Origin of the sequence: Ligilactobacillus sp. MP3 (assembly GCF_024436335.1) — a bacterium.
Lineage (GTDB): Bacteria > Bacillota > Bacilli > Lactobacillales > Lactobacillaceae > Ligilactobacillus > Ligilactobacillus salivarius.
The window spans coordinates 20,972-39,384 of sequence record NZ_JANFQI010000002.1 but is presented as its reverse complement, the minus strand read 5'-3'; the positions used below and the strand labels follow the sequence as shown (position 1 = coordinate 39,384).

Annotated in this window: 16 protein-coding genes and 1 pseudogene; 3 read left to right on the top strand and 14 right to left on the bottom strand. The window is 32.8% G+C overall.

All coding sequences use genetic code 11. The features are described from left to right. Nucleotides 1–13 precede the first annotated feature (13 nt). Both dapD and cbpB read right to left on the bottom strand, forming a co-directional pair. Nucleotides 14–718 (bottom strand): 2,3,4,5-tetrahydropyridine-2,6-dicarboxylate N-acetyltransferase, encoded by a 705-nt coding sequence (gene dapD / locus NOU10_RS01765; RefSeq protein ID WP_003708242.1) that lies wholly within the window; start codon nucleotides 716–718, stop codon nucleotides 14–16. A gap of 25 nt (nucleotides 719–743) precedes the next feature. Further along, nucleotides 744–1,208 (bottom strand): cyclic-di-AMP-binding protein CbpB, encoded by a 465-nt coding sequence (cbpB, locus tag NOU10_RS01760; protein ID WP_003705862.1) that lies wholly within the window; start codon nucleotides 1,206–1,208, stop codon nucleotides 744–746. A gap of 213 nt (nucleotides 1,209–1,421) precedes the next feature. Here cbpB and NOU10_RS01755 point away from each other — a divergent pair, with 213 nt between their 5' ends. Continuing rightward, on the top strand, nucleotides 1,422–2,159 hold the full coding sequence (locus NOU10_RS01755; protein WP_003699748.1) for an MIP/aquaporin family protein: 738 nt from the start codon (nucleotides 1,422–1,424) through the stop codon (nucleotides 2,157–2,159). Nucleotides 2,160–2,270: 111 nt separating this feature from the next. Here NOU10_RS01755 and NOU10_RS01750 read toward each other — a convergent pair whose 3' ends face one another. Beyond that, nucleotides 2,271–4,457 carry an LTA synthase family protein gene (locus tag NOU10_RS01750; RefSeq protein ID WP_255905856.1) on the bottom strand — a complete coding sequence of 729 codons (2,187 nt, stop codon included), beginning with the start codon at nucleotides 4,455–4,457 and terminating at the stop codon, nucleotides 2,271–2,273. 981 nt (nucleotides 4,458–5,438) lie between these two features. Beyond that, nucleotides 5,439–6,290 carry a LysR family transcriptional regulator gene (locus NOU10_RS01745; protein WP_162917731.1) on the bottom strand — a complete coding sequence of 284 codons (852 nt, stop codon included), beginning with the start codon at nucleotides 6,288–6,290 and terminating at the stop codon, nucleotides 5,439–5,441. A 133-nt stretch (nucleotides 6,291–6,423) separates the two neighbouring features. Between NOU10_RS01745 and NOU10_RS01740 the strand changes: the two genes are divergently transcribed. Together NOU10_RS01740 and NOU10_RS01735 are read left to right on the top strand one after the other, a co-directional pair. Next, nucleotides 6,424–6,948, top strand: coding sequence for a DUF4865 family protein (locus NOU10_RS01740; protein ID WP_081533787.1), 525 nt, complete (start codon nucleotides 6,424–6,426; stop codon nucleotides 6,946–6,948). A gap of 547 nt (nucleotides 6,949–7,495) precedes the next feature. Beyond that, nucleotides 7,496–8,848: a glucose-6-phosphate isomerase gene (locus NOU10_RS01735; protein ID WP_003699746.1), complete on the top strand. Its 1,353-nt coding sequence runs from the start codon at nucleotides 7,496–7,498 to the stop codon at nucleotides 8,846–8,848. A gap of 69 nt (nucleotides 8,849–8,917) precedes the next feature. On the opposite strand, the gene zwf is transcribed toward NOU10_RS01735, so the two are convergent. The 10 genes and pseudogenes from zwf to NOU10_RS01685 all read right to left on the bottom strand — a co-directional run bounded on the left by zwf (nucleotide 8,918) and on the right by NOU10_RS01685 (nucleotide 18,410). Then, the gene (zwf, locus tag NOU10_RS01730; RefSeq protein ID WP_003705857.1) at nucleotides 8,918–10,402 is read right to left on the bottom strand and encodes a glucose-6-phosphate dehydrogenase; all 1,485 of its coding nucleotides are present in this window, start codon (nucleotides 10,400–10,402) and stop codon (nucleotides 8,918–8,920) included. A 146-nt stretch (nucleotides 10,403–10,548) separates the two neighbouring features. Further along, nucleotides 10,549–11,307 carry an enoyl-ACP reductase FabI gene (gene fabI / locus NOU10_RS01725; RefSeq protein ID WP_003709800.1) on the bottom strand — a complete coding sequence of 253 codons (759 nt, stop codon included), beginning with the start codon at nucleotides 11,305–11,307 and terminating at the stop codon, nucleotides 10,549–10,551. A gap of 15 nt (nucleotides 11,308–11,322) precedes the next feature. Next, nucleotides 11,323–12,963 (bottom strand): annotated as a pseudogene (gene accD, locus NOU10_RS01720) (acetyl-CoA carboxylase, carboxyltransferase subunit beta). Continuing rightward, nucleotides 12,950–14,329: an acetyl-CoA carboxylase biotin carboxylase subunit gene (accC, locus tag NOU10_RS01715; protein ID WP_003699741.1), complete on the bottom strand. Its 1,380-nt coding sequence runs from the start codon at nucleotides 14,327–14,329 to the stop codon at nucleotides 12,950–12,952. The pseudogene accD and the gene accC overlap by 14 nt, the downstream one beginning before the upstream one ends. 24 nt (nucleotides 14,330–14,353) lie before the next feature. Then, the gene (fabZ, locus tag NOU10_RS01710; RefSeq protein WP_086201262.1) at nucleotides 14,354–14,776 is read right to left on the bottom strand and encodes a 3-hydroxyacyl-ACP dehydratase FabZ; all 423 of its coding nucleotides are present in this window, start codon (nucleotides 14,774–14,776) and stop codon (nucleotides 14,354–14,356) included. Between the two features lie 4 nt (nucleotides 14,777–14,780). Beyond that, nucleotides 14,781–15,230, bottom strand: coding sequence for an acetyl-CoA carboxylase biotin carboxyl carrier protein (accB, locus tag NOU10_RS01705; RefSeq protein WP_101898315.1), 450 nt, complete (start codon nucleotides 15,228–15,230; stop codon nucleotides 14,781–14,783). Nucleotides 15,231–15,232: 2 nt separating this feature from the next. Continuing rightward, a complete protein-coding gene (gene fabF, locus NOU10_RS01700; protein ID WP_003699737.1) occupies nucleotides 15,233–16,471 on the bottom strand; it encodes a beta-ketoacyl-ACP synthase II in 1,239 nt (412 codons plus the stop codon). Nucleotides 16,472–16,483: 12 nt separating this feature from the next. Continuing rightward, a complete protein-coding gene (gene fabG / locus NOU10_RS01695; protein WP_255905855.1) occupies nucleotides 16,484–17,215 on the bottom strand; it encodes a 3-oxoacyl-[acyl-carrier-protein] reductase in 732 nt (243 codons plus the stop codon). After that, nucleotides 17,216–18,154, bottom strand: coding sequence for an ACP S-malonyltransferase (locus tag NOU10_RS01690; protein WP_161022059.1), 939 nt, complete (start codon nucleotides 18,152–18,154; stop codon nucleotides 17,216–17,218). It abuts the gene before it with no gap. A gap of 13 nt (nucleotides 18,155–18,167) precedes the next feature. Beyond that, nucleotides 18,168–18,410: an acyl carrier protein gene (locus NOU10_RS01685; RefSeq protein WP_003699734.1), complete on the bottom strand. Its 243-nt coding sequence runs from the start codon at nucleotides 18,408–18,410 to the stop codon at nucleotides 18,168–18,170. Nucleotides 18,411–18,413: the final 3 nt, after the last annotated feature.

The following is an 18,413-nucleotide window of genomic DNA, read 5'->3' as shown; positions in this document are numbered from 1 at the left end:
TGCTCTTTATTAATTATAATTTACGTAAATCATCAACAATTTCAGTTTTAGAATCATCCACTTGGGAAACATCTTTAACTTTCTTAGCAGGCATTCCCATAACTACAGTGTAAGGTTCTACATCTTTAGTGACAACAGCGCCAGCACCTACCACTGCACCTTTACCAACACGTACACCTTCAAGGACTACTGCATTAGCTCCGATTAAAACATCATCTTCAATTACAACTGGTTGTGCAGAAGGTGGTTCTACCACACCTGCTAACACTGTTCCAGCACCGATATGACAGTTCTTGCCGACAATCGCACGGCCACCTAATACAGCTCCCATGTCTATCATTGAGCCTTCACCTATTTCAGCCCCAATATTGATTACAGCCCCCATCATAACAACAGCATTATCACCAATTTCAACTTGGTCACGGATAATTGCGCCTGGTTCAATTCTTGCATTGAATTTCTTCTTATCTACCATCGCTACTCCAGTATTTCGACCATCATTTTCTAGATGATAACTTTCAACAGAGGAATCCTTCAAGATAGGTTCTACATCTGCCCAATCGCCAAACATAACACCAACATTGTCAGTAAAGTATGTTTCAACATTTGAAGGTACGTCTAAAGAATTTAAATCTCCCTTTACATAAACCTTAACTGGCGTCTTCTTTTTTGATTCAGCTATTGTTCTAATAATATCATGAGCGTCAAGTTTTGCCATTATTTTTCCTCCTTATTAGGCCTAATTATTTAGGTTCAGTTACATAAAAATTATCAAATTCATGTGATAAATAATTCATACTTTTCAATAATTCTCTCCTGGTAACAATACCTAAAAAACGATTATCATCATCTACAACAACTAAAAAAGGTTGATTAACTAAGCGATGCAATATCTCCTCACAATCAGCTGTCGGTTTTATTGTTTCTACCTCTGTCTGCATAACATCTTTAACTTGTTTTTTTGAAAGACATCTTGCATCGATTCCTTTTAATCCTAACATTTCTTCAGTTATCATAGACAATGAAAGTAATCCTTTAAATTTTTGATTATGATCTAAAACAGGAATTTTAGCATATCTCACCTTAGTCAATACCATAAAAGCATGATCTAAATGATTTTCTTCTTGAACATTTGCTACAATATCAGCTGGAATTAAAAAATCCTCACTGTTTCTCATTAACATTTGTTCAATTGGTTGTGACATCATATGTAATTTCCTCCTTTAATCACTAATAATATTCTAGTGTATTGTTTGAATATATTGCAACTAAAAACACTATTTTCACAAACTTTTTTGATTTTTGAAAATTATTACTCTAATTTTCAAGTTGCTTATTGACATAGCTTTAATCACTCATTATTATAATATGAGTATTAATATTACTTACATACATATAACATATATCTTTAGGAGGATAATATGGATTTTCCATTATTTACACGATTAGCTGCAGAATTTTTTGGAACTGCAATTATGCTTATGTTAGGTAACGGATCTGTAGCTGACGTTGAATTAAAAGGAACTAAAGGCTACCATAGTGGTTGGATTACAATCTCCATCGGTTATGGTTTTGCTGTTTTGGTTCCAGCCTTGATGTTTGGTAGTGTTTCTGGGGGACAATTTAACCCTGCTATGACTTTAGGTTTAGCTATCAATGGAGCATTTCCATGGAATGAAGCATTTTTATACATATTAGCACAATTCTTAGGTGCCATCGCTGGTCAATTGGTCGTAGTTGCTTGTTTCTACCCTCACTACGATATTACTGAAGACCCTGAAAGTATTTTGGGAACATTCTCAACTATTTCTGCAACAAATAGTCGTTTCAATGGTTTCGTTAACGAATTCTTTGGAACATTTACTTTAGTTTTTGGCGCTCTAGCAATTACTCATACTTCATTCTTTGAACATGGTAACCAAGGTGCTGGATACATAGGTATCGGTTTACTAGTTATGGTTTTAGTTACTTCATTCGGTGGACCTACTGGACCTGCTTTAAACCCTGCTCGTGACTTGGGTCCTCGTATCGTTCATGCATTACTTCCATTAAAACATAAAGGTTCTTCTCAATGGGATTATGCATGGGTTCCAGTATTAGCACCTATTTGCGCTGCTGTTTCAGGCGTTTTAATTTATAATATTATTTTTGGACTTTAATGTCTGAACTATAGCTAACTTTTCTTACTACAAAGGGGTTAGCTTTTTTATTATCAAAAAGAACCAGTAAAGATAGTAACTTACTTCTTTACTGGTTCTTTTTCGTCATTTTTATTGATCAGAATCACTTTCTGCCGATGAAGATGATGTATCTATTGATTCTTTTTTATTAGATTTTAATGTGTTCTTTACACTTGATACATTAGCATCATTTTGATCTGTTGTTGTTAATTCAGGTGCATCTGAGCTATAGTCATCAATAGTTGTTTTATTTCCATTTTTAGACCATAGCGATGTAGACTTCTTTCCTAAATCCTCTTGAATCTTTAAAATCTGACCATATTGATTGGTGTAGTTATAATTCTTAGGATCAACAGGAGTAAATCCCGTCGGTATATAAAATCTTAAGAGATTCTTGTTATTCAATGTATCTGATAAGGAAAGTTCAGTATTAACCTTTTCCCTATCCTTCTTTATCTCATCTTTAACTTTTTGACTAGGATGAGTTAATATTTTTCCCGTACTATTCTGGTAAATAGTATTACCAATTACTGTATATTTTGGAGTTATAAAATCTTCATTTCTAAAAGCAACTACTTGATCGTGTTTTGATGAAAATAAATCCGTTCCAAATTGAATGTAATCACGAGAATCTATTCCCAATAGATGCAGTAACGTTGGCAATACATCTATTTCTCCACCATATTGAGTCTGAACACCACCATCTTTAGTACCTGGTATATGTATCATAAATGGTACTCTTTGCATTTGAGTATTATCAAAATCACTCCATGTAGATGAAGATTTACCTAACAATGAAGCTAATTTTAGGTTCCTAGTATCAGATATTCCGTAGTGATCACCATATAAAACGATAATCGAGTTGTCATATAATCCTGACTTCTTCAAATATTCAAAAAATTCTTGCACAGCTTGATCCAAATAATGAGCTGTCACAAAATAATTATTTATCGAAGCATCTGATGTATTAGCCTTATCAAAGGATGTATTTTGATCATCTAAAGCAAAAGGAAAATGATTGGATACAGTTACAAATTTAGTATAGAAAGGTTGTTGAAGTCTTTCTAAATACTTAACAGAATCATGGAATAATAATTTATCTTTTAATCCATATTCAGTTAAATTATTTGCATCAGTATTATAGTAACTAGAATCAAAGAAATAATTATATCCTAAATTCTTATATACATTATTTCTATTCCAAAATGATCCAGAATTCCCATGAAAGACAGCCGAGGTATAACCTTGAGACTGACCTAATATAGCCGGAGCACCCTCAAATGTATTATCAGTTCCAAGTATTGAAAATAGAGAACCTTGAGATAATCCATACGTACTAGTTTCCAACATATTTTCAGCGTCAGAAGTTTTCCCCTGTCCTACCTGATTAAAAAAGTTAGCAAAACTGTATGTCTCTTTACTATTGTATAAACTGTTTAAAAATGGGGTAACTTCCTTATCATTTAGTTTGTAATTAATCAAAAATTGTTGAAAACTTTCTAAATGAATAACGATTACATTACGTCCCTTTGCTATTCCATACATTTTAGAATTTGGTTCAGCATAATGATTACGCGTAAAATTAATGATGTTATTTAAGTCTGAACTTCCAGCTTTATTACGAACTTGACTGTTCCTTGCTGTCTTCAATCCATCATAAACCATATAGGTATCTATTCCCAGATACTTTACTAGATAATTTCTATCAAAAGTTCTTGACAATAACTGTGGACGGCTAATTTCACCTAAAGTAATATTCAATACTAAGCAAAATAACGAAAATGAAGTTAAAGCTAATGCTTGCACTCGTGGAATTGGGCGTTTGTCTAAATGAAGAAACCCGGTGATAAAGCCTAAAGCAACTATTATTATATCTGCAACAATAATAATATCTTGTGGTTTCAACAACGCAAACGAGCTTCCACTCAATCCCTGTGATACCGTAGAGTATCCAAATATCGTATTAATTGTCATAAAATCTGTGAATTCACGATAATAGATGACATTAAACATCAGTAAAGCTGTATTCGCAATATAAATCAATCCCATAAATATATATGATGGAATCGTCCTTTTAATATACAAAGCTATCCCCAATAAGAGCAGTGTCGTAGCTAAAGGGTTAACTAAAAGTACAAAATATTGATAGATGCCCTTAACTCCTAAATGAAAGTCTATAAAATAAACTAAAATAGTCTTTAACCAAAACAAAAAGACTAGCAAGGAGAAAAATCCCCAGCGTGTGTTAAGGAACTTTTTTATTCGGAGTAAATTCAAGATAGTTACGTCCTTTCTCAATCTTAACTAACTTATAATTCTACCCCTTATCTAATTTATACGTCAATTAAGATAAAGATAAATTAAGAAATGCTTATTATCTTATATTGATATTTAAGAGATTGTAAGGAAAATTAATAATTTATCTTCATTTTATGTGTTCAAATTTACTACTCTAGAAAATTTTTTTATATATTTTTGTAATAATATCTTCCTAGCTACTTGGAATCGAAAATATCTATGAATTCATCAACTAACTTTGTTCTGTCGAAAGCTGAAGTATAAAATTGATATTCATTTGACGTAAGGTTATGATGATTTCCTCTGAACTATATTTCTCTGACAAGTAGTGTTTTTCAAGAATTCATAAATAAGAAGCACGACAAAACAGGTTAAGAGATGCACATTAATCGTTTCTTTTTTTCTGACATACATAGGTCTGGTTCGAAATTCACTTTTCATAATCCGGAAACTTTCTTCGATTTCTCATTTTTGTTGGAATGCTATTTGCAAGTATAAAGTCTCGTGTTGCTTTCTCCATTTTAAAACTTTTAACTTGAAATCATCAGTATAATCAAGTTTGGGTGAACGAATTTCCGGACCTTGAACACCGTATTTTGATAACGAGCAACCCACATCAGAATAGAACCATGTTTTTTAATTCCTAATGATCGGTGAACCAATTCTAGATAAATACGCTTTAAGTTTAATTTCAAAACTAAATTTAATCATAGTAACCCCCCCCATAGTTAAAAATTTCCGTCCAACTATGAGTTCACTGCACTCACGATTTTGTGAATTAACCATTTTTTTATTTAGAACTGAGTTTTTCCCATCCTCTTTTTTTAGGAAAATAATTCATAGAAACAGCTACTTTTAAAGTGAATGTTATCCTCGTGGAAAGTAAAAATCGCTATAAAATAATCCGCCTGATAGAGCATCATTTAATTTGCCGGACAATACATAACAAGGTTATCTGCCTTAATTGTTATCAATTTTTAATTGCTTCTGAATAATATCCTTCAAGGCAATATATTCTGATGGAAGTTTATCCGTTGCAACCCACATATGAATTGATGTAGATTGCAAACTTTCAATATAAAAACTATTGATATTTTGCTTATCTAATAAAACAACCTGGGGTAATAATGAAATTCCACCACCCATAGCAACCGTATTAAGAATTGCTTCTACAGTATCTAATTCTATCATCTTTGGTAATTCCGATTGATGTAAGTTCCACCATCCTAAAAGGACTTTCCTATAGGGGCAGGACTCGATACTATTTATAATAACTGGATATTTCCAAATATCCTTCTGTGAGTGGCAAGAGCTTGGAGTTATCAGCACTAAATTTTCTGGGGAATTGAGAATTTGCTTGCCGTAACAGATGTTATGGGAGTTATTAGTGATTATACAATCTAATTGTCCGTTAGATAGTTTTTGTTCCAAATCATCTTGGTTAAGCGTAGAAACAGACAATAATACATTTGGAAATTGTTTCTGATATTCAATGATACATTGGGGTAATAAATAACCAGCAATTGTCTGTGTTGTTCCGATTTTCAATGTTTTAGGATGGTTTTGAAAGGATTTCAATGTCTTGTCTAGTAAAGAAATTATCTTTTCAGCTTGATACAGCAATTTTTCCCCGTCTTTTGTCAGAGTTACACCTTTACTATGACGAATAAATAATGTTGTATTTAATTCTCTTTCTAATTTTTTGATATGCGCAGTGATATTGGATTGAACATATCCCATATTTTCCGCAGACTTCGATATAGATTTTGTACGAGCTACTTCCCTAAATATTCTAAGTTCCAAGCTTTCCATAATAGTTCCTCCGCTATCATTTAAAATGATATCTATCATCATTAACAACTATTATACACACAACGAGCTGATACGTATAATTAAATTGTAAAAAAATATGCAGGTTAGCTGTTGAAGAAAGAAGGAAAAAATAATGATTGCTATGCAATATAAGATTCTACTACCAGATGACTATGACATGGACGTGATTAGGCAACGAGTAGCTGTTAATGGATATAAAACGGATGGTTTTCAGGATTTACTATTTAAAGCATACCTTATAGCCGAAAAAGTTGATTCCACAAAAAGTTGTAATGAGTATTCTCCACTCTATGTATGGAAAGAGAATAGCGGTATGAACAAGTTCATTTTTGAAGGTTACTATGATAATATTCTAAATTCGTTCGGCTGGCAAAAAATAAATATAGGTATTCCAATGACGTGTCATTTGGAGAAAGACTTTAATCGGTCAAAATTTGCTCTTGAAATTGAACATGAAGTTACGCCAGTACAACAAATGGAACCTATAAACTTTTCATTAGATATTGACGATTGTACAGGAAAGGTGCTGATATACAATCCAGACAAATGGAAATATGTAGAATACTATTTCTATAAAGATATGCCTATTAAAAAATCTGTTGGAAAAATTTATAAAGTATTACATTTATCACAATAAATAGCAAAAATATATGGCTATCAATCCTGAGTTTCGCAGTTATTTAATTATAATATAAGCTTTTAGAGATATTTCTTACTTTACTCAATTTTCGTACTTTTCTCTGAATTCGCCACTATAGAATTTTTTATATTCTCGAGATAATATCTTCCTAGCTACTTGGAATCCGAAAATATCCATGAATTTATCAACTAACTTTGTTCTGTCGAAAGCTGGAGTATAGTTCAAGATAAACGATATTCATTTGACGTAAGATTGTGATAATTTTCTCTGCACTATATTATTTCTCTGACAAATAGTGTTTTTCAAGAATTCATAATAATAGAGTAAAAATATATTAATTTAAGTGTAAAACTTCCGTCTACCCCTTATTTAATTTATACGTCAATTAAGATAAAGATAAATTAAGAAATGCTTATTATCTTATACTGATATTTAAGCAATTGTAAGGAAAATTAATAATTTATCTTCATTTTATGTGTTCAAATTTACTATTTTACGGTATAATGTAAGCGTACAATTATTATTAATAAGGAGAGAATATATAATGGCTCATATTTCATTTGATAGCTCTAACTTAACTAAGTTTGTTAATGACAATGAACTTGGCGAAATGCAAGCTTTAGTAACTGCTGTTGATAAAGAATTGCGCGAAGGTACTGGTGCAGGTAATGACTTCCGCGGTTTCTTAAATTTACCAGTTGATTACGACAAGGACGAATTTGACAGAATTAAAAAAGCAGCTAAAAAAATTCAATCTGATTCTGAAGTTTTAGTTGTTATTGGTATTGGTGGTTCTTACTTAGGTGCTCGTGCAGCAATCGATTTCTTACATCACCAATTCTTCAACCTATTACCAGCTGAAAAGAGAAATGCTCCACAAATTTTCTTCGCTGGTAACTCTATTTCTGGTTCTTATGTACATGACTTAATCGAATTAATCGGAGATCGTGATTTCTCTGTTAACGTAATTTCTAAGTCTGGTACAACTACAGAACCATCAATCGCATTCCGAGTATTTAAGGAAAAATTAATTGCTAAGTACGGTGTTGAAGGTGCTCGTGAACGTATCTATGCTACAACTGATCGTGCTCGTGGTGCTCTAAAGACTGAAGCTGACGCAGAAGGTTACGAAACATTTGTAATTCCTGATGATGTTGGTGGTCGTTTCTCAGTACTTACACCAGTTGGTTTATTACCTATCGCAGTTTCCGGTGCTGATATTGATAAATTGATGCAAGGTGCTGCTGATGCTCGTGAAGAATATTCTGATGCTGATTTAACAAAGAATGAAGCATACCAATATGCTGCTTTACGTAATATTTTATATCGTAAAGGTTATACAACTGAAATTCTTGAAAATTACGAACCAACATTACAATACTTTGCTGAATGGTGGAAACAATTGATGGGTGAATCTGAAGGTAAAGATGGTAAGGGTATCTATCCTTCTTCAGCAAACTTCTCAACAGACTTGCACTCACTTGGTCAATACATCCAAGAAGGTATGCGTAATTTAATGGAAACAGTTATCACTGTAGGAAATCCAACAAATGATACAGATATTCCTAAAGAAGAAGAAAATCTTGACGGCTTAGGTTACTTAGAAGGCAAGTCCATGAACTATGTAAATTCAAAAGCTTTCCAAGGTGTTGTCCTTGCTCATACAGACGGTAATGTTCCTAACATGATTGTTAACATTCCAGATCAAACAGAATACACATTAGGTTACATGATCTACTTCTTCGAAATTGCAGTTGCTATTTCTGGATACTTAAATGGTATTAATCCATTCAACCAACCTGGTGTAGAAGCATACAAGAAGAACATGTTTGCTTTACTTGGTCGTCCAGGTTACGAAGAATTAACAAAAGAACTTCAAGATCGTTTGAATAAATAATTATTAATACAAATAAAAATCACAGTTCTGAAAGATTCAAAGCTGTGATTTTTTTGTTTAGCTAAATTACTATTTAGTTGGATCAAAGAACCAGTAATTTCCATCCTTAGCTAGTAGTTCATCAGAAATTTTTGGTCCCATAGTATTACAATTATAATTTGTCAATTCATCAGGGGTTACATCTTCATTGTCCCATGCTGTTCTAACGGAATCAATAAATCTCCAAGAATAGTAAACCTCTTCCCAATGAACAAAATTAGTAGCATCGCCTTTTACCGCATCTAAAATTAGTTTCTCATAAGCCTCTGGTGTAATTGCTTGTGTTGAGATATCATGACGGTAGCTCAATGCTCTATTTTCCAATTTATATCCTGATTGACTAACTTTCTTAGTATTAAGAGTTAAACTCATACCTGGATTTGCATCAATATCAAATGACAAAACATTAGGTAACAATTTCTTATTAGCATTAAAAATGTTATTAGGCATATTCTTAAATACTACGTCAACACGAGTAGATTTTGCAGCTAATCTCTTACCTGTTCTAATATAAATTGGAACCCCAGCAAAATTCATACTATTAACATGAAGTTTTCCAGCAACAAAAGTTTCAGTAGTCGAATTTGGATCTACTTGATCTTCTTCACGATAACCATTTAAATCTTCTGTATGAGCATATTGTCCACGAACAAAATATTTTTTAACTTCTTCTGGAGTATACAATTGTAAAGCTTTTAATGCACTAATTTTTTCACGGCGAATATCAACATCAGTAAAAGTTACTGGTGCATTCATTGTTAATAATGAGACAATTTGTAAAATATGATTTTGAACCATATCTCTCAATGCACCTGCTGTTTCATAATACCCTGCTCTATCTTCAACACCTAGAGATTCACTCAAAGTGATTTGAATATTATCAATGTATCTATTATTCCATAGAGCACGGAAAATATTATTACCAAATCTAACAGCTAAAATATTTTGATTCATTTCTTTACCGAGATAATGATCAATACGATATACAGATTCTTCAGAGAAGTATTTTGCAATCTCATCATTTAATTCAACTGCACTTTGTAAGTCATGACCAAATGGCTTTTCAATAATTACCCTATTATAACCTTCATCTGTCACAATTTCTTCAGATTTTAGATACTTACATATTGTTCCAAAGAATCGTGGAGACATTGCTAAATAGAATAATCTATTACCATTAATTTTATATTTCTCATCCAGTTTCTCTGCCAATTTCTTCAATGTAACGTAATGTTCTACATCATTTACATTATGAGATTGATAATAAAAATGGCGAGAAAATTCTGTCGCTTGGGCAGCAGTATCTTCCATTCCGGAAATAGAATTCCTTACTACTTGTTGAAAATGTTCATCAGTCCACGGTCTACGTGCAGTGCCAATTACAGCAAATCTTTTACAAAGAAAACCTTTTTTATATAAATTAAATAAAGAAGGGTATAATTTTCTTTGTGCTAAATCACCAGTAGCACCAAAAATTATAAATAATGCATTCTGCTCTTTTCCCTTTTCAGTCATAACTACACCACTTTCGATAATCTTTATCAATAATACATAATTACATTATATACTATATTTACTAATTAAATAAACTAAAATGGTTTTAATTATAAGTTCCATATTTATAAAAAAGTTGAAAGAGACTCTCTCTTCCAACTTTTTAACTATATTAAATGGACTCCTTTATCCACGTAAATAACATCGCCTACGACACCTGTTGACAAGTCACTCATCAAGAATGCACATGTTCCGCCTACTTCTCTAATTGTTACTGATTCCCCATCAACTGTCCTTTCTTCAGACATTTTTAATAACTCTGAATGACCTTTAATTCCAGTAACAGCCAATGTCTTTATTGCTCCTGCAGAAATAGCATTAACTCTAGTACCATACTTAGCCATGTCACGAGCTAAATAACGGACACTAGCTTCTAGAGATGCTTTAGCTACTCCCATGACATTATAGTTAGGGATAGCTCTTTCTGAACCAAAATAAGTTAATGTTACAATACTAGATGGATCATTTAAAATTTCACGACCGTACTTTGCAACCGCAATTAAGGAATATGCTGAAATATCTTGAGCTAATGCATATCCTTCGCGACTAGCTTGCATAATTTCTCCACCCAATTCTTCCTTGTTAGCAAAAGCAATTGCATGCAAAATTCCATCTACTTTTCCAAAGCGTTCATTCACTAATTTAAAGGCATTTTCAATACTTGCATCATCTGAAACATCACATTCTACTAGTTTTTCTTCTTCAGAAACTAAACGACTCAAACTTTTTTTTATTCTGTCATTTTGATATGTGAATATTAATTCAGCCCCATTTTCCATCATCATCTGGGAACATCCCCATGCAATTGAACGCTTATTAGCTACTCCCATAACAAGGATTTTCTTTCCTTTTAACAAGTCTGACATTAATTTCATTCCCTTCTAAAACTTTCTATATCTCTCTTTTCTTCTTTTCACAAGTTCAAACTCGGTAAGTGAAGTTAGGTTTTTTAATTCTCGAGTTAGAACTTTTTTTATTTCTTTACAAACTTTTCGATGTGAATTAGATTCTGGAATTATTCCTTCAATAATTTCTTGTTTTAATAAAGCCTCAGGAGTTAACTGCATTACTTCTGCAGCTTCATCTGCCCTTTTACTATCTTTCCATAAAATAGAAGCAAATCCTTCGGGTGATAAAATAGAATACATACTATCTTCTAACATCCAAACTTGATCTCCACATGCCAAAGCTAAAGCTCCTCCACTGCCTCCTTCACCATAAATAAATGAAATAATTGGTACCTTTAGATCACTCATTTCTAGTAAATTCCTAGCAATAGCTTCACCCTGTCCATTTTCCTCAGCTGATCGTCCAGGATAAGCACCTGAAGTATTTACAAAAGTTACGATTGGTCGATTGAATTTCTCAGCTTGTTTCATTAAACGTAAGGACTTTCTATATCCTGACGGTTCTGGACATCCAAAATGTTTCGCTATTCTCTCTTCAGGAGTACCACCTTTATCCGTTGCAATAACTGTTACAGGGATTCCATTAAATAATGCAATCCCACCTATAATTGCTTCATCATCTGAATACTTGCGATCACCATGAAGTTCAAAAAAATCATCAAAAATTCCATCTATCAATTCATTAGCAGTTACTTTTTTTAACCCACGAGCAGCAGCTACGATTTCAGAAGCCGTTTTTTTCTTCTTTAAAATTTTAGGCATCTAAAAAGCTCCTTTCATTGAATGAATTTTTACCAACCATGCTAATTTTTCTTTTTGATCTTCACGTTTAATAATATTATCAATAAATCCATTCTTTAAAACAGTTTCTGCATCTTGTAAGTCATCTGGTACCTTTTGGTGAATAGTTTGTTCTATTACACGTTTACCTGCAAATCCCAGTAATGCTCTTGGTTCAGAAAGAATTATATCTCCTTGCATTGCAAAACTTGCTGTCACTCCACCTGTAGTAGGGTCTGTAATGACAGTTATGTACAATAAACCTGCATTTGAATGTTCCTTGACTGCTTGAGAGATCTTGCTCATCTGCATTAAGGAACTAATTCCTTCTTGCATTCTAGCACCACCAGAAGCTGTAAATAATATTACTGGTAAATTCTTCTGAGTAGCTCTCTCAAACAAACGAGTTATCTTCTCGCCAGTCACAGTTCCCATTGAGCCCATAATGAAGTATGGATCCATTATGCCTAAAGCAAATTCAACATCATCAATCATTGCTATTCCAGTTAAAACTGAATCGTTAAGTTTACTGTCTTGTTGAGCTTTAATTAATTTTTCTTTATATCCAGGGAAATTTAATGGATCTTTAGTTTCTAAATCTGTATCAAATTCTTGAAAAGTATCTACTAACCATTCTAATCTCTCACGAGCATGAATTCTAAACCCATAGTAACAATTTGGACATGTTTTATACTTACCTAAATCTTTATGATATATAGATTGTTGACATTTAGGGCAAGAAATCCATAATCCCGAAGGAACTTTTTCTCCAGCTTTTTTGTTAGCCTTAATATGCTTTTTACTAATTGTTTTTAATTCATCAAATAGCTGCATCTTTATGTTCTTCCTTCCATTTAGGTAAAAAATTCTGTTCTAAATATTCAGTAGTAACTTTACCATCTAAGAAATTCTTATCTTTTAAAATATCTAAGTAGAAAGATTGATTGGTTTTTACTCCTGTAATTAGCATCTCACTCAATAAGCGTTTTACTTTTTCAATTGCCTCATGTCTGTCTTGACCTAAAGAAATTACTTTAGCAATCATTGAGTCATAAAATGGAGTGATTTCCCAACCTGCATACAAATCAGAATCTATTCTCATTCCCAAATTTCCTACTGGGAAATACAAATAGCGCACCTTGCCAACCTGTGGCATAAAATTCTTAGATGGATCTTCTGCATTGATACGGCATTCAATAGCACTTCCGTTAATTTGAATATCATTTTGATTAAAAGGTAACCTTTCCCCAGAAGCTACTTTTACTTGAGCTTTTACCAAGTCAATTCCTGTAACCATTTCTGTCACAGTATGTTCTACTTGAATACGCGTATTCATTTCCATAAAATAAAAATTATGTTGACTATCCATTAAAAATTCAATTGTTCCAGTATTAACATAGTTAATGGCATTGGCAGCTTTTATTGCTATATTTCCTAGCTCTTTTCTTTGCTCCTCAGTAATTAAAAGGCATGGACTTTCTTCTATCATCTTCTGTTTATTTCTTTGTACTGAACAATCACGTTCAGGAAAATAAACTACATTTCCTTGCTTATCACGAAAAATCTGAACTTCAATGTGCTTTACATTTGTCATTATTTTTTCTAGATACATTCTTTTATCACCGAAAGATACTTGAGCCTCGCGCTTAGCCTCTTCAAATAATGATGTTAATTCATTATCGTCATTAACCTTTCTAATACCTTTGCCACCACCACCGGCTGCTGCTTTTAATAAAACCGGATATCCAACCTTATTTGCAACTTCCTTGGCTTCTTCAACAGTTTCAATGAAACCTTCACTTCCTGGAATCACGGGAACTCCACTTTTTTGCATTTGTTCTCTTGCATTAGCTTTATTTCCCATCAAATCAATTATTTCAGAATTAGGGCCGATAAAAGTTATACCTACAGCTTCACACATCTCAACAAATTGACTATTTTCAGATAAGAAACCAAAACCGGGATGGATTGCTTCCGCACCAGTTCCAATAGCAGCTGCTAAAATATTTTTCATGTTTAAATATGAATCTTGTGGACGGGCAGTTCCTACACATACAGCTTCATCTGCTAATTGTACATGTAAACTTTCTCGGTCAACAGTTGAATAAATAGCAACCGATTTTATGCCCAATTCTTTAAGTGATCGAATAATACGAACTGCAATTTCTCCACGATTAGCCACTAATACTTTCGAAAACATATTTTTACCTACCTTACTACTTACCTATCCAATCATGAATGTTAGTTCAGCTGTACATGCTTTTTTTCCATCTACAGTTGCAACAGCTTTTCCTAAACCAACATTATTTCGAATCTTCTCTAAAGTTACTTCTAAACGTAATGAATCACCAGGTCTAACAACTTTTCTGAATTTAGCAGATTTTATTCCACCAAAATATGCTGTTTTTCCTTTAAATTCTGGTAAAGATAATAGAGCAACAGCACCTGTTTGTGCTAATGCTTCTACAATTAATACTCCTGGCATCACTGGATTACCAGGGAAATGTCCATTAAATAATTCTTCATTGATAGTAACATTTCTTTTAGCTACTGCTTTTTTCCCTGGAATCAATTCTTCTACTCTGTCAATTAACAACATGGGATAGCGATGCGGAATTATTTTCTTTATTTCAGTTATATCTAGCACTTAACTAACCTTCCTTAATTTTAAATAAAGGTTGATCAAATTCAACTAAATCTTCATTATCAACCAAAATTTCTACAACTTCACCTGTATACTCACTCTTAATTTCTGTCATCATCTTCATGGCTTCAATAATACATACAACATCGCCCTTATGAACATGTGATCCAACAGAGACATAAGCTGATTTTTCTGGTTCAGGTTGAAGATATACCGTTCCAACCATTGGAGATTTTATCAAACTAGCATCATCGAGATCATCGTTTTTACTGCTTACAATACTTTCATCGCTAGCTTCAATAGCTGGAGAATCAGCATAATTTTTATTATCTTGGCTAATAAATGGTGCTTCATTTTTACTCAAATGAATATGAAAACCATCCGTTGTGATTTCAAGTTCTCGTGTAGGAGAGTTATTGAAGTCTTCCATTAACTTCTTCACATCATTAAAATCCAATCTTATTCACTCCATTTTCTTAACGCTAATACCGCATTATGACCACCAAATCCTAACGAATTACTGATAGCATATTCTAAATTAGAAGTGGTAGTCTTATCTTTTGTAACTATATTAATATTACATTCTTCATCTAATTCATTCAAACCTACATTTTCAGGTAATTGTTGCATCTGAAGAGCTCTTACCGTAATAGCTGCCTCAATTGCGCCAGCAGCTCCTAACAAATGACCTGTCATACTTTTAGTACTACTTACCATTACTGAGCTATTTTCTCCAAATACTTTATTAATTGCTAATGATTCACCACTATCATTTGCATGTGTAGCAGTTCCGTGAGCATTAACATAACCTACTTTATCGGGAGTTATACCAGCTTCATCAATGGCTTGTTTCATAGCCCTAGCTGCACCTTCACCAGTAGGATCTGGAGATGTTATATGAAAAGCATCACACGTACTACCATAACCTACAACTTCTCCCAATATCGTAGCATTTCGTTTTTGTGCATGTTCTAAGTTTTCTAAAACTAAGGTAGCTCCACCTTCACCCATTACAAATCCAGAACGATTTCTATCAAATGGTAGTGAAGCCTTTAAAGGATCTTTCTCAGGTGAAAGAGCAGTTAGAGCCGCAAATCCAGCAATTCCTATTTCGTTAACCGATGCTTCAGAGCCCCCAGTTAACATCACCTGTGCTCTACCTTCTTTAATTTGTCGATAAGCTTCCCCAATTGCATTAGTTGCAGATGAACATGCTGTTACAACTGCTGTACAAATATTTTTAGCTCCAAAATGCATCGCAATATTTCCAGCAGCCATATTAACTATGGAAGTAGGTACAAACATTGGAGAAACTCTTTTAGGACCTTTTTCATGCATCTTTATAACTTGCTCTTGAATAGTAGTAAGTCCTCCAATACCTGATCCGTAAATTACTCCCATGTCATATGAATCTGTATTCTCTTCATTTATTCCTGCTTGTTCAACAGCTTCAATCGCACTATGAACTGCATATTGAGAAAATAAATCCATTCTTTTAGCAGCTTTTTTACCAATAGAATTTTTAGGATCAAAGTCTTTCACTTCTCCAGCAACTGAAATTCCAGTCTGTGTAGCGTCAAACTTAGTAATCTTTTCTATTCCTACTTTGCTATCAAATATGTTCTTTAAGAAAGTTTCTCTGTCATTTCCGACAGGACCTACTATTCCCATTCCTGTAATAACAACTCTGTTAGTCATTAGAACCCTCCATTAAATTGTCATTCCACCATCAACAGTAATTACCTGTCCCGTTATATAATCATTTTCAGCTAAAAAGACTGCAGTTTGTGCAACTTCTTCTGCTTTTCCAAAACGATTTAAAGGGATAGTAGTGAGAATGTTTTCTTTAACTTTATCGCTTAAAACATCTGTCATATCACTAACTATCATTCCTGGAGCAATCGCATTAACTCTAATATTTCGCATAGCTCCTTCTTTTGCCACATTTTTAGTTAATCCGATAACTCCGGCTTTACTTGCTGCATAGTTAGCTTGACCAATATTTCCATGCTGTCCAATCACACTAGCAAGGTTTATAATTACTCCTGATCGTTGCTTATACATTTTCTTTACAACAGCTTGTGTCATTTGGAAAGTTCCAATTAGGTTAACATCAATTACAGATTTAAAATCTGCAGGTTTCATTCCAATTAGTAATTTATCATTAGTTATTCCGGCATTGTTAATTAGTATATCTATTCTACCAAATTTTTCGATGGTTTCTTTAACAATTCTTTTAACATCACTTTCTATACTGATATCACCAAGAATAACATCATAGTTACAACCAATTTCTTCCATCTTACTAATCATATCATTAGGTATTTGATGGCGTCCATTTAAAACTACAGTACTTCCTTTTCTAGCAAAAGCTAATGCTATTTCTGCACCAATTCCTCTTGAACTTCCAGTGACTAGAACTACTTTTTCTTTTAATTCCATTTATTCACTTTCTTTCACACTATCTATGAATTTTTTAAAATCACTTAATTTACTAATGTGATATCTTTTAATACTTTTATCAATTTGCTTAGTAAATTTGCTTAATGTTTTCCCAGGACCTATTTCAAGTACCGTATCTATATTTTTATTATCAATTAAATATTGAACACATTCACCAAAATGTGTTGGTTTAACGATTTGTTTAGCTAATATTTCTGCTAAAGAATCTTTTTCAAAAGGACGCATTGTAGTATTACTTACAACTAAGTTACTTCCTTCAGTAAATGCCACATTTGATAATCTCTTTTTCATCTTTTGACTTGCATTAGTAAAAAGTGGAGTATGAAAAGCTCCACTTACCTTTAACTCTACTATTTTCTTTGCTGCATTTAGACTGTTTATCTTATCTACAACATCTACTAGTTCTTCGCCATCTCCACCTATTACTAGTTGTTTAGGTGTATTATAATTAGCCACATATACATTTAGATAATCGGTACATAATTTTTCAATTACTTCTATTTGAGGGTCAATAATTGCTGCCATTTTACTATCAACTTTATTAGCATCATCTTGCATGTAAATAGCACGATCTTTAAGTACTGACATTCCATCGCTAAAAGATAATTTCTGACTTGCAATTAAAGCACTATATTCTCCTAGAGATAAACCAACCATGCCTTCAACAGCTAACTTATCACCTAGAGTATTCTGTAACATTTTCCAGATACCTATACTCATAGCAACTATTGCAGGTTGAATATATTTTGTTTCAGAAAGTTTATCTCCATCGTTAGCAAATACTGAAGTAATCTTAAAATCTGCAATCTCACTAGCTTCATCTACACAGTCCTTAAAAATTGGACTTTCCTGGTAAAAATCTAATCCCATATCTGTAAATTGGGATCCTTGACCACTAAATAAGATGGCTAATTTCATAATTAATTACCTTCTATTTGTTATCCAATTCTTTTTTCACGTAAGTAACTACATCTTGAATTGTTTTGATGTTTTCATCAGCTTCTAACTTAATGTCTAAATCATCTTCTAGTTCATTCATAATTTCAAAAACATCTAAACTATCTGCGTCTAAATCATCTTTGATATCTGCTGTTAAAGTTACATCATCTACATCTACATCCAATTGTTCTACTACGATATCTTGTACTTTCTTTAATACTTCTGCTTCTGTCATTTT

What these genes read in the sequence shown, in the direction of transcription:
- NOU10_RS01685 (WP_003699734.1), bottom strand. Translation starts at nt 18,410, where the DNA reads ATGACAGAAGCAGAAGTATTAAAGAAAGTACAAGATATCGTAGTAGAA.
- NOU10_RS01755 (WP_003699748.1), top strand. Translation starts at nt 1,422, where the DNA reads ATGGATTTTCCATTATTTACACGATTAGCTGCAGAATTTTTTGGAACT.
- NOU10_RS01745 (WP_162917731.1), bottom strand. Translation starts at nt 6,290, where the DNA reads ATGGAAAGCTTGGAACTTAGAATATTTAGGGAAGTAGCTCGTACAAAA.
- cbpB (WP_003705862.1), bottom strand. Translation starts at nt 1,208, where the DNA reads ATGATGTCACAACCAATTGAACAAATGTTAATGAGAAACAGTGAGGAT.
- fabG (WP_255905855.1), bottom strand. Translation starts at nt 17,215, where the DNA reads ATGGAATTAAAAGAAAAAGTAGTTCTAGTCACTGGAAGTTCAAGAGGA.
- fabF (WP_003699737.1), bottom strand. Translation starts at nt 16,471, where the DNA reads ATGACTAACAGAGTTGTTATTACAGGAATGGGAATAGTAGGTCCTGTC.
- NOU10_RS01690 (WP_161022059.1), bottom strand. Translation starts at nt 18,154, where the DNA reads ATGAAATTAGCCATCTTATTTAGTGGTCAAGGATCCCAATTTACAGAT.
- fabI (WP_003709800.1), bottom strand. Translation starts at nt 11,307, where the DNA reads ATGTCAGACTTGTTAAAAGGAAAGAAAATCCTTGTTATGGGAGTAGCT.
- accC (WP_003699741.1), bottom strand. Translation starts at nt 14,329, where the DNA reads ATGTTTTCGAAAGTATTAGTGGCTAATCGTGGAGAAATTGCAGTTCGT.
- zwf (WP_003705857.1), bottom strand. Translation starts at nt 10,402, where the DNA reads ATGACTGAAAAGGGAAAAGAGCAGAATGCATTATTTATAATTTTTGGT.
- dapD (WP_003708242.1), bottom strand. Translation starts at nt 718, where the DNA reads ATGGCAAAACTTGACGCTCATGATATTATTAGAACAATAGCTGAATCA.
- NOU10_RS01740 (WP_081533787.1), top strand. Translation starts at nt 6,424, where the DNA reads ATGATTGCTATGCAATATAAGATTCTACTACCAGATGACTATGACATG.
- NOU10_RS01735 (WP_003699746.1), top strand. Translation starts at nt 7,496, where the DNA reads ATGGCTCATATTTCATTTGATAGCTCTAACTTAACTAAGTTTGTTAAT.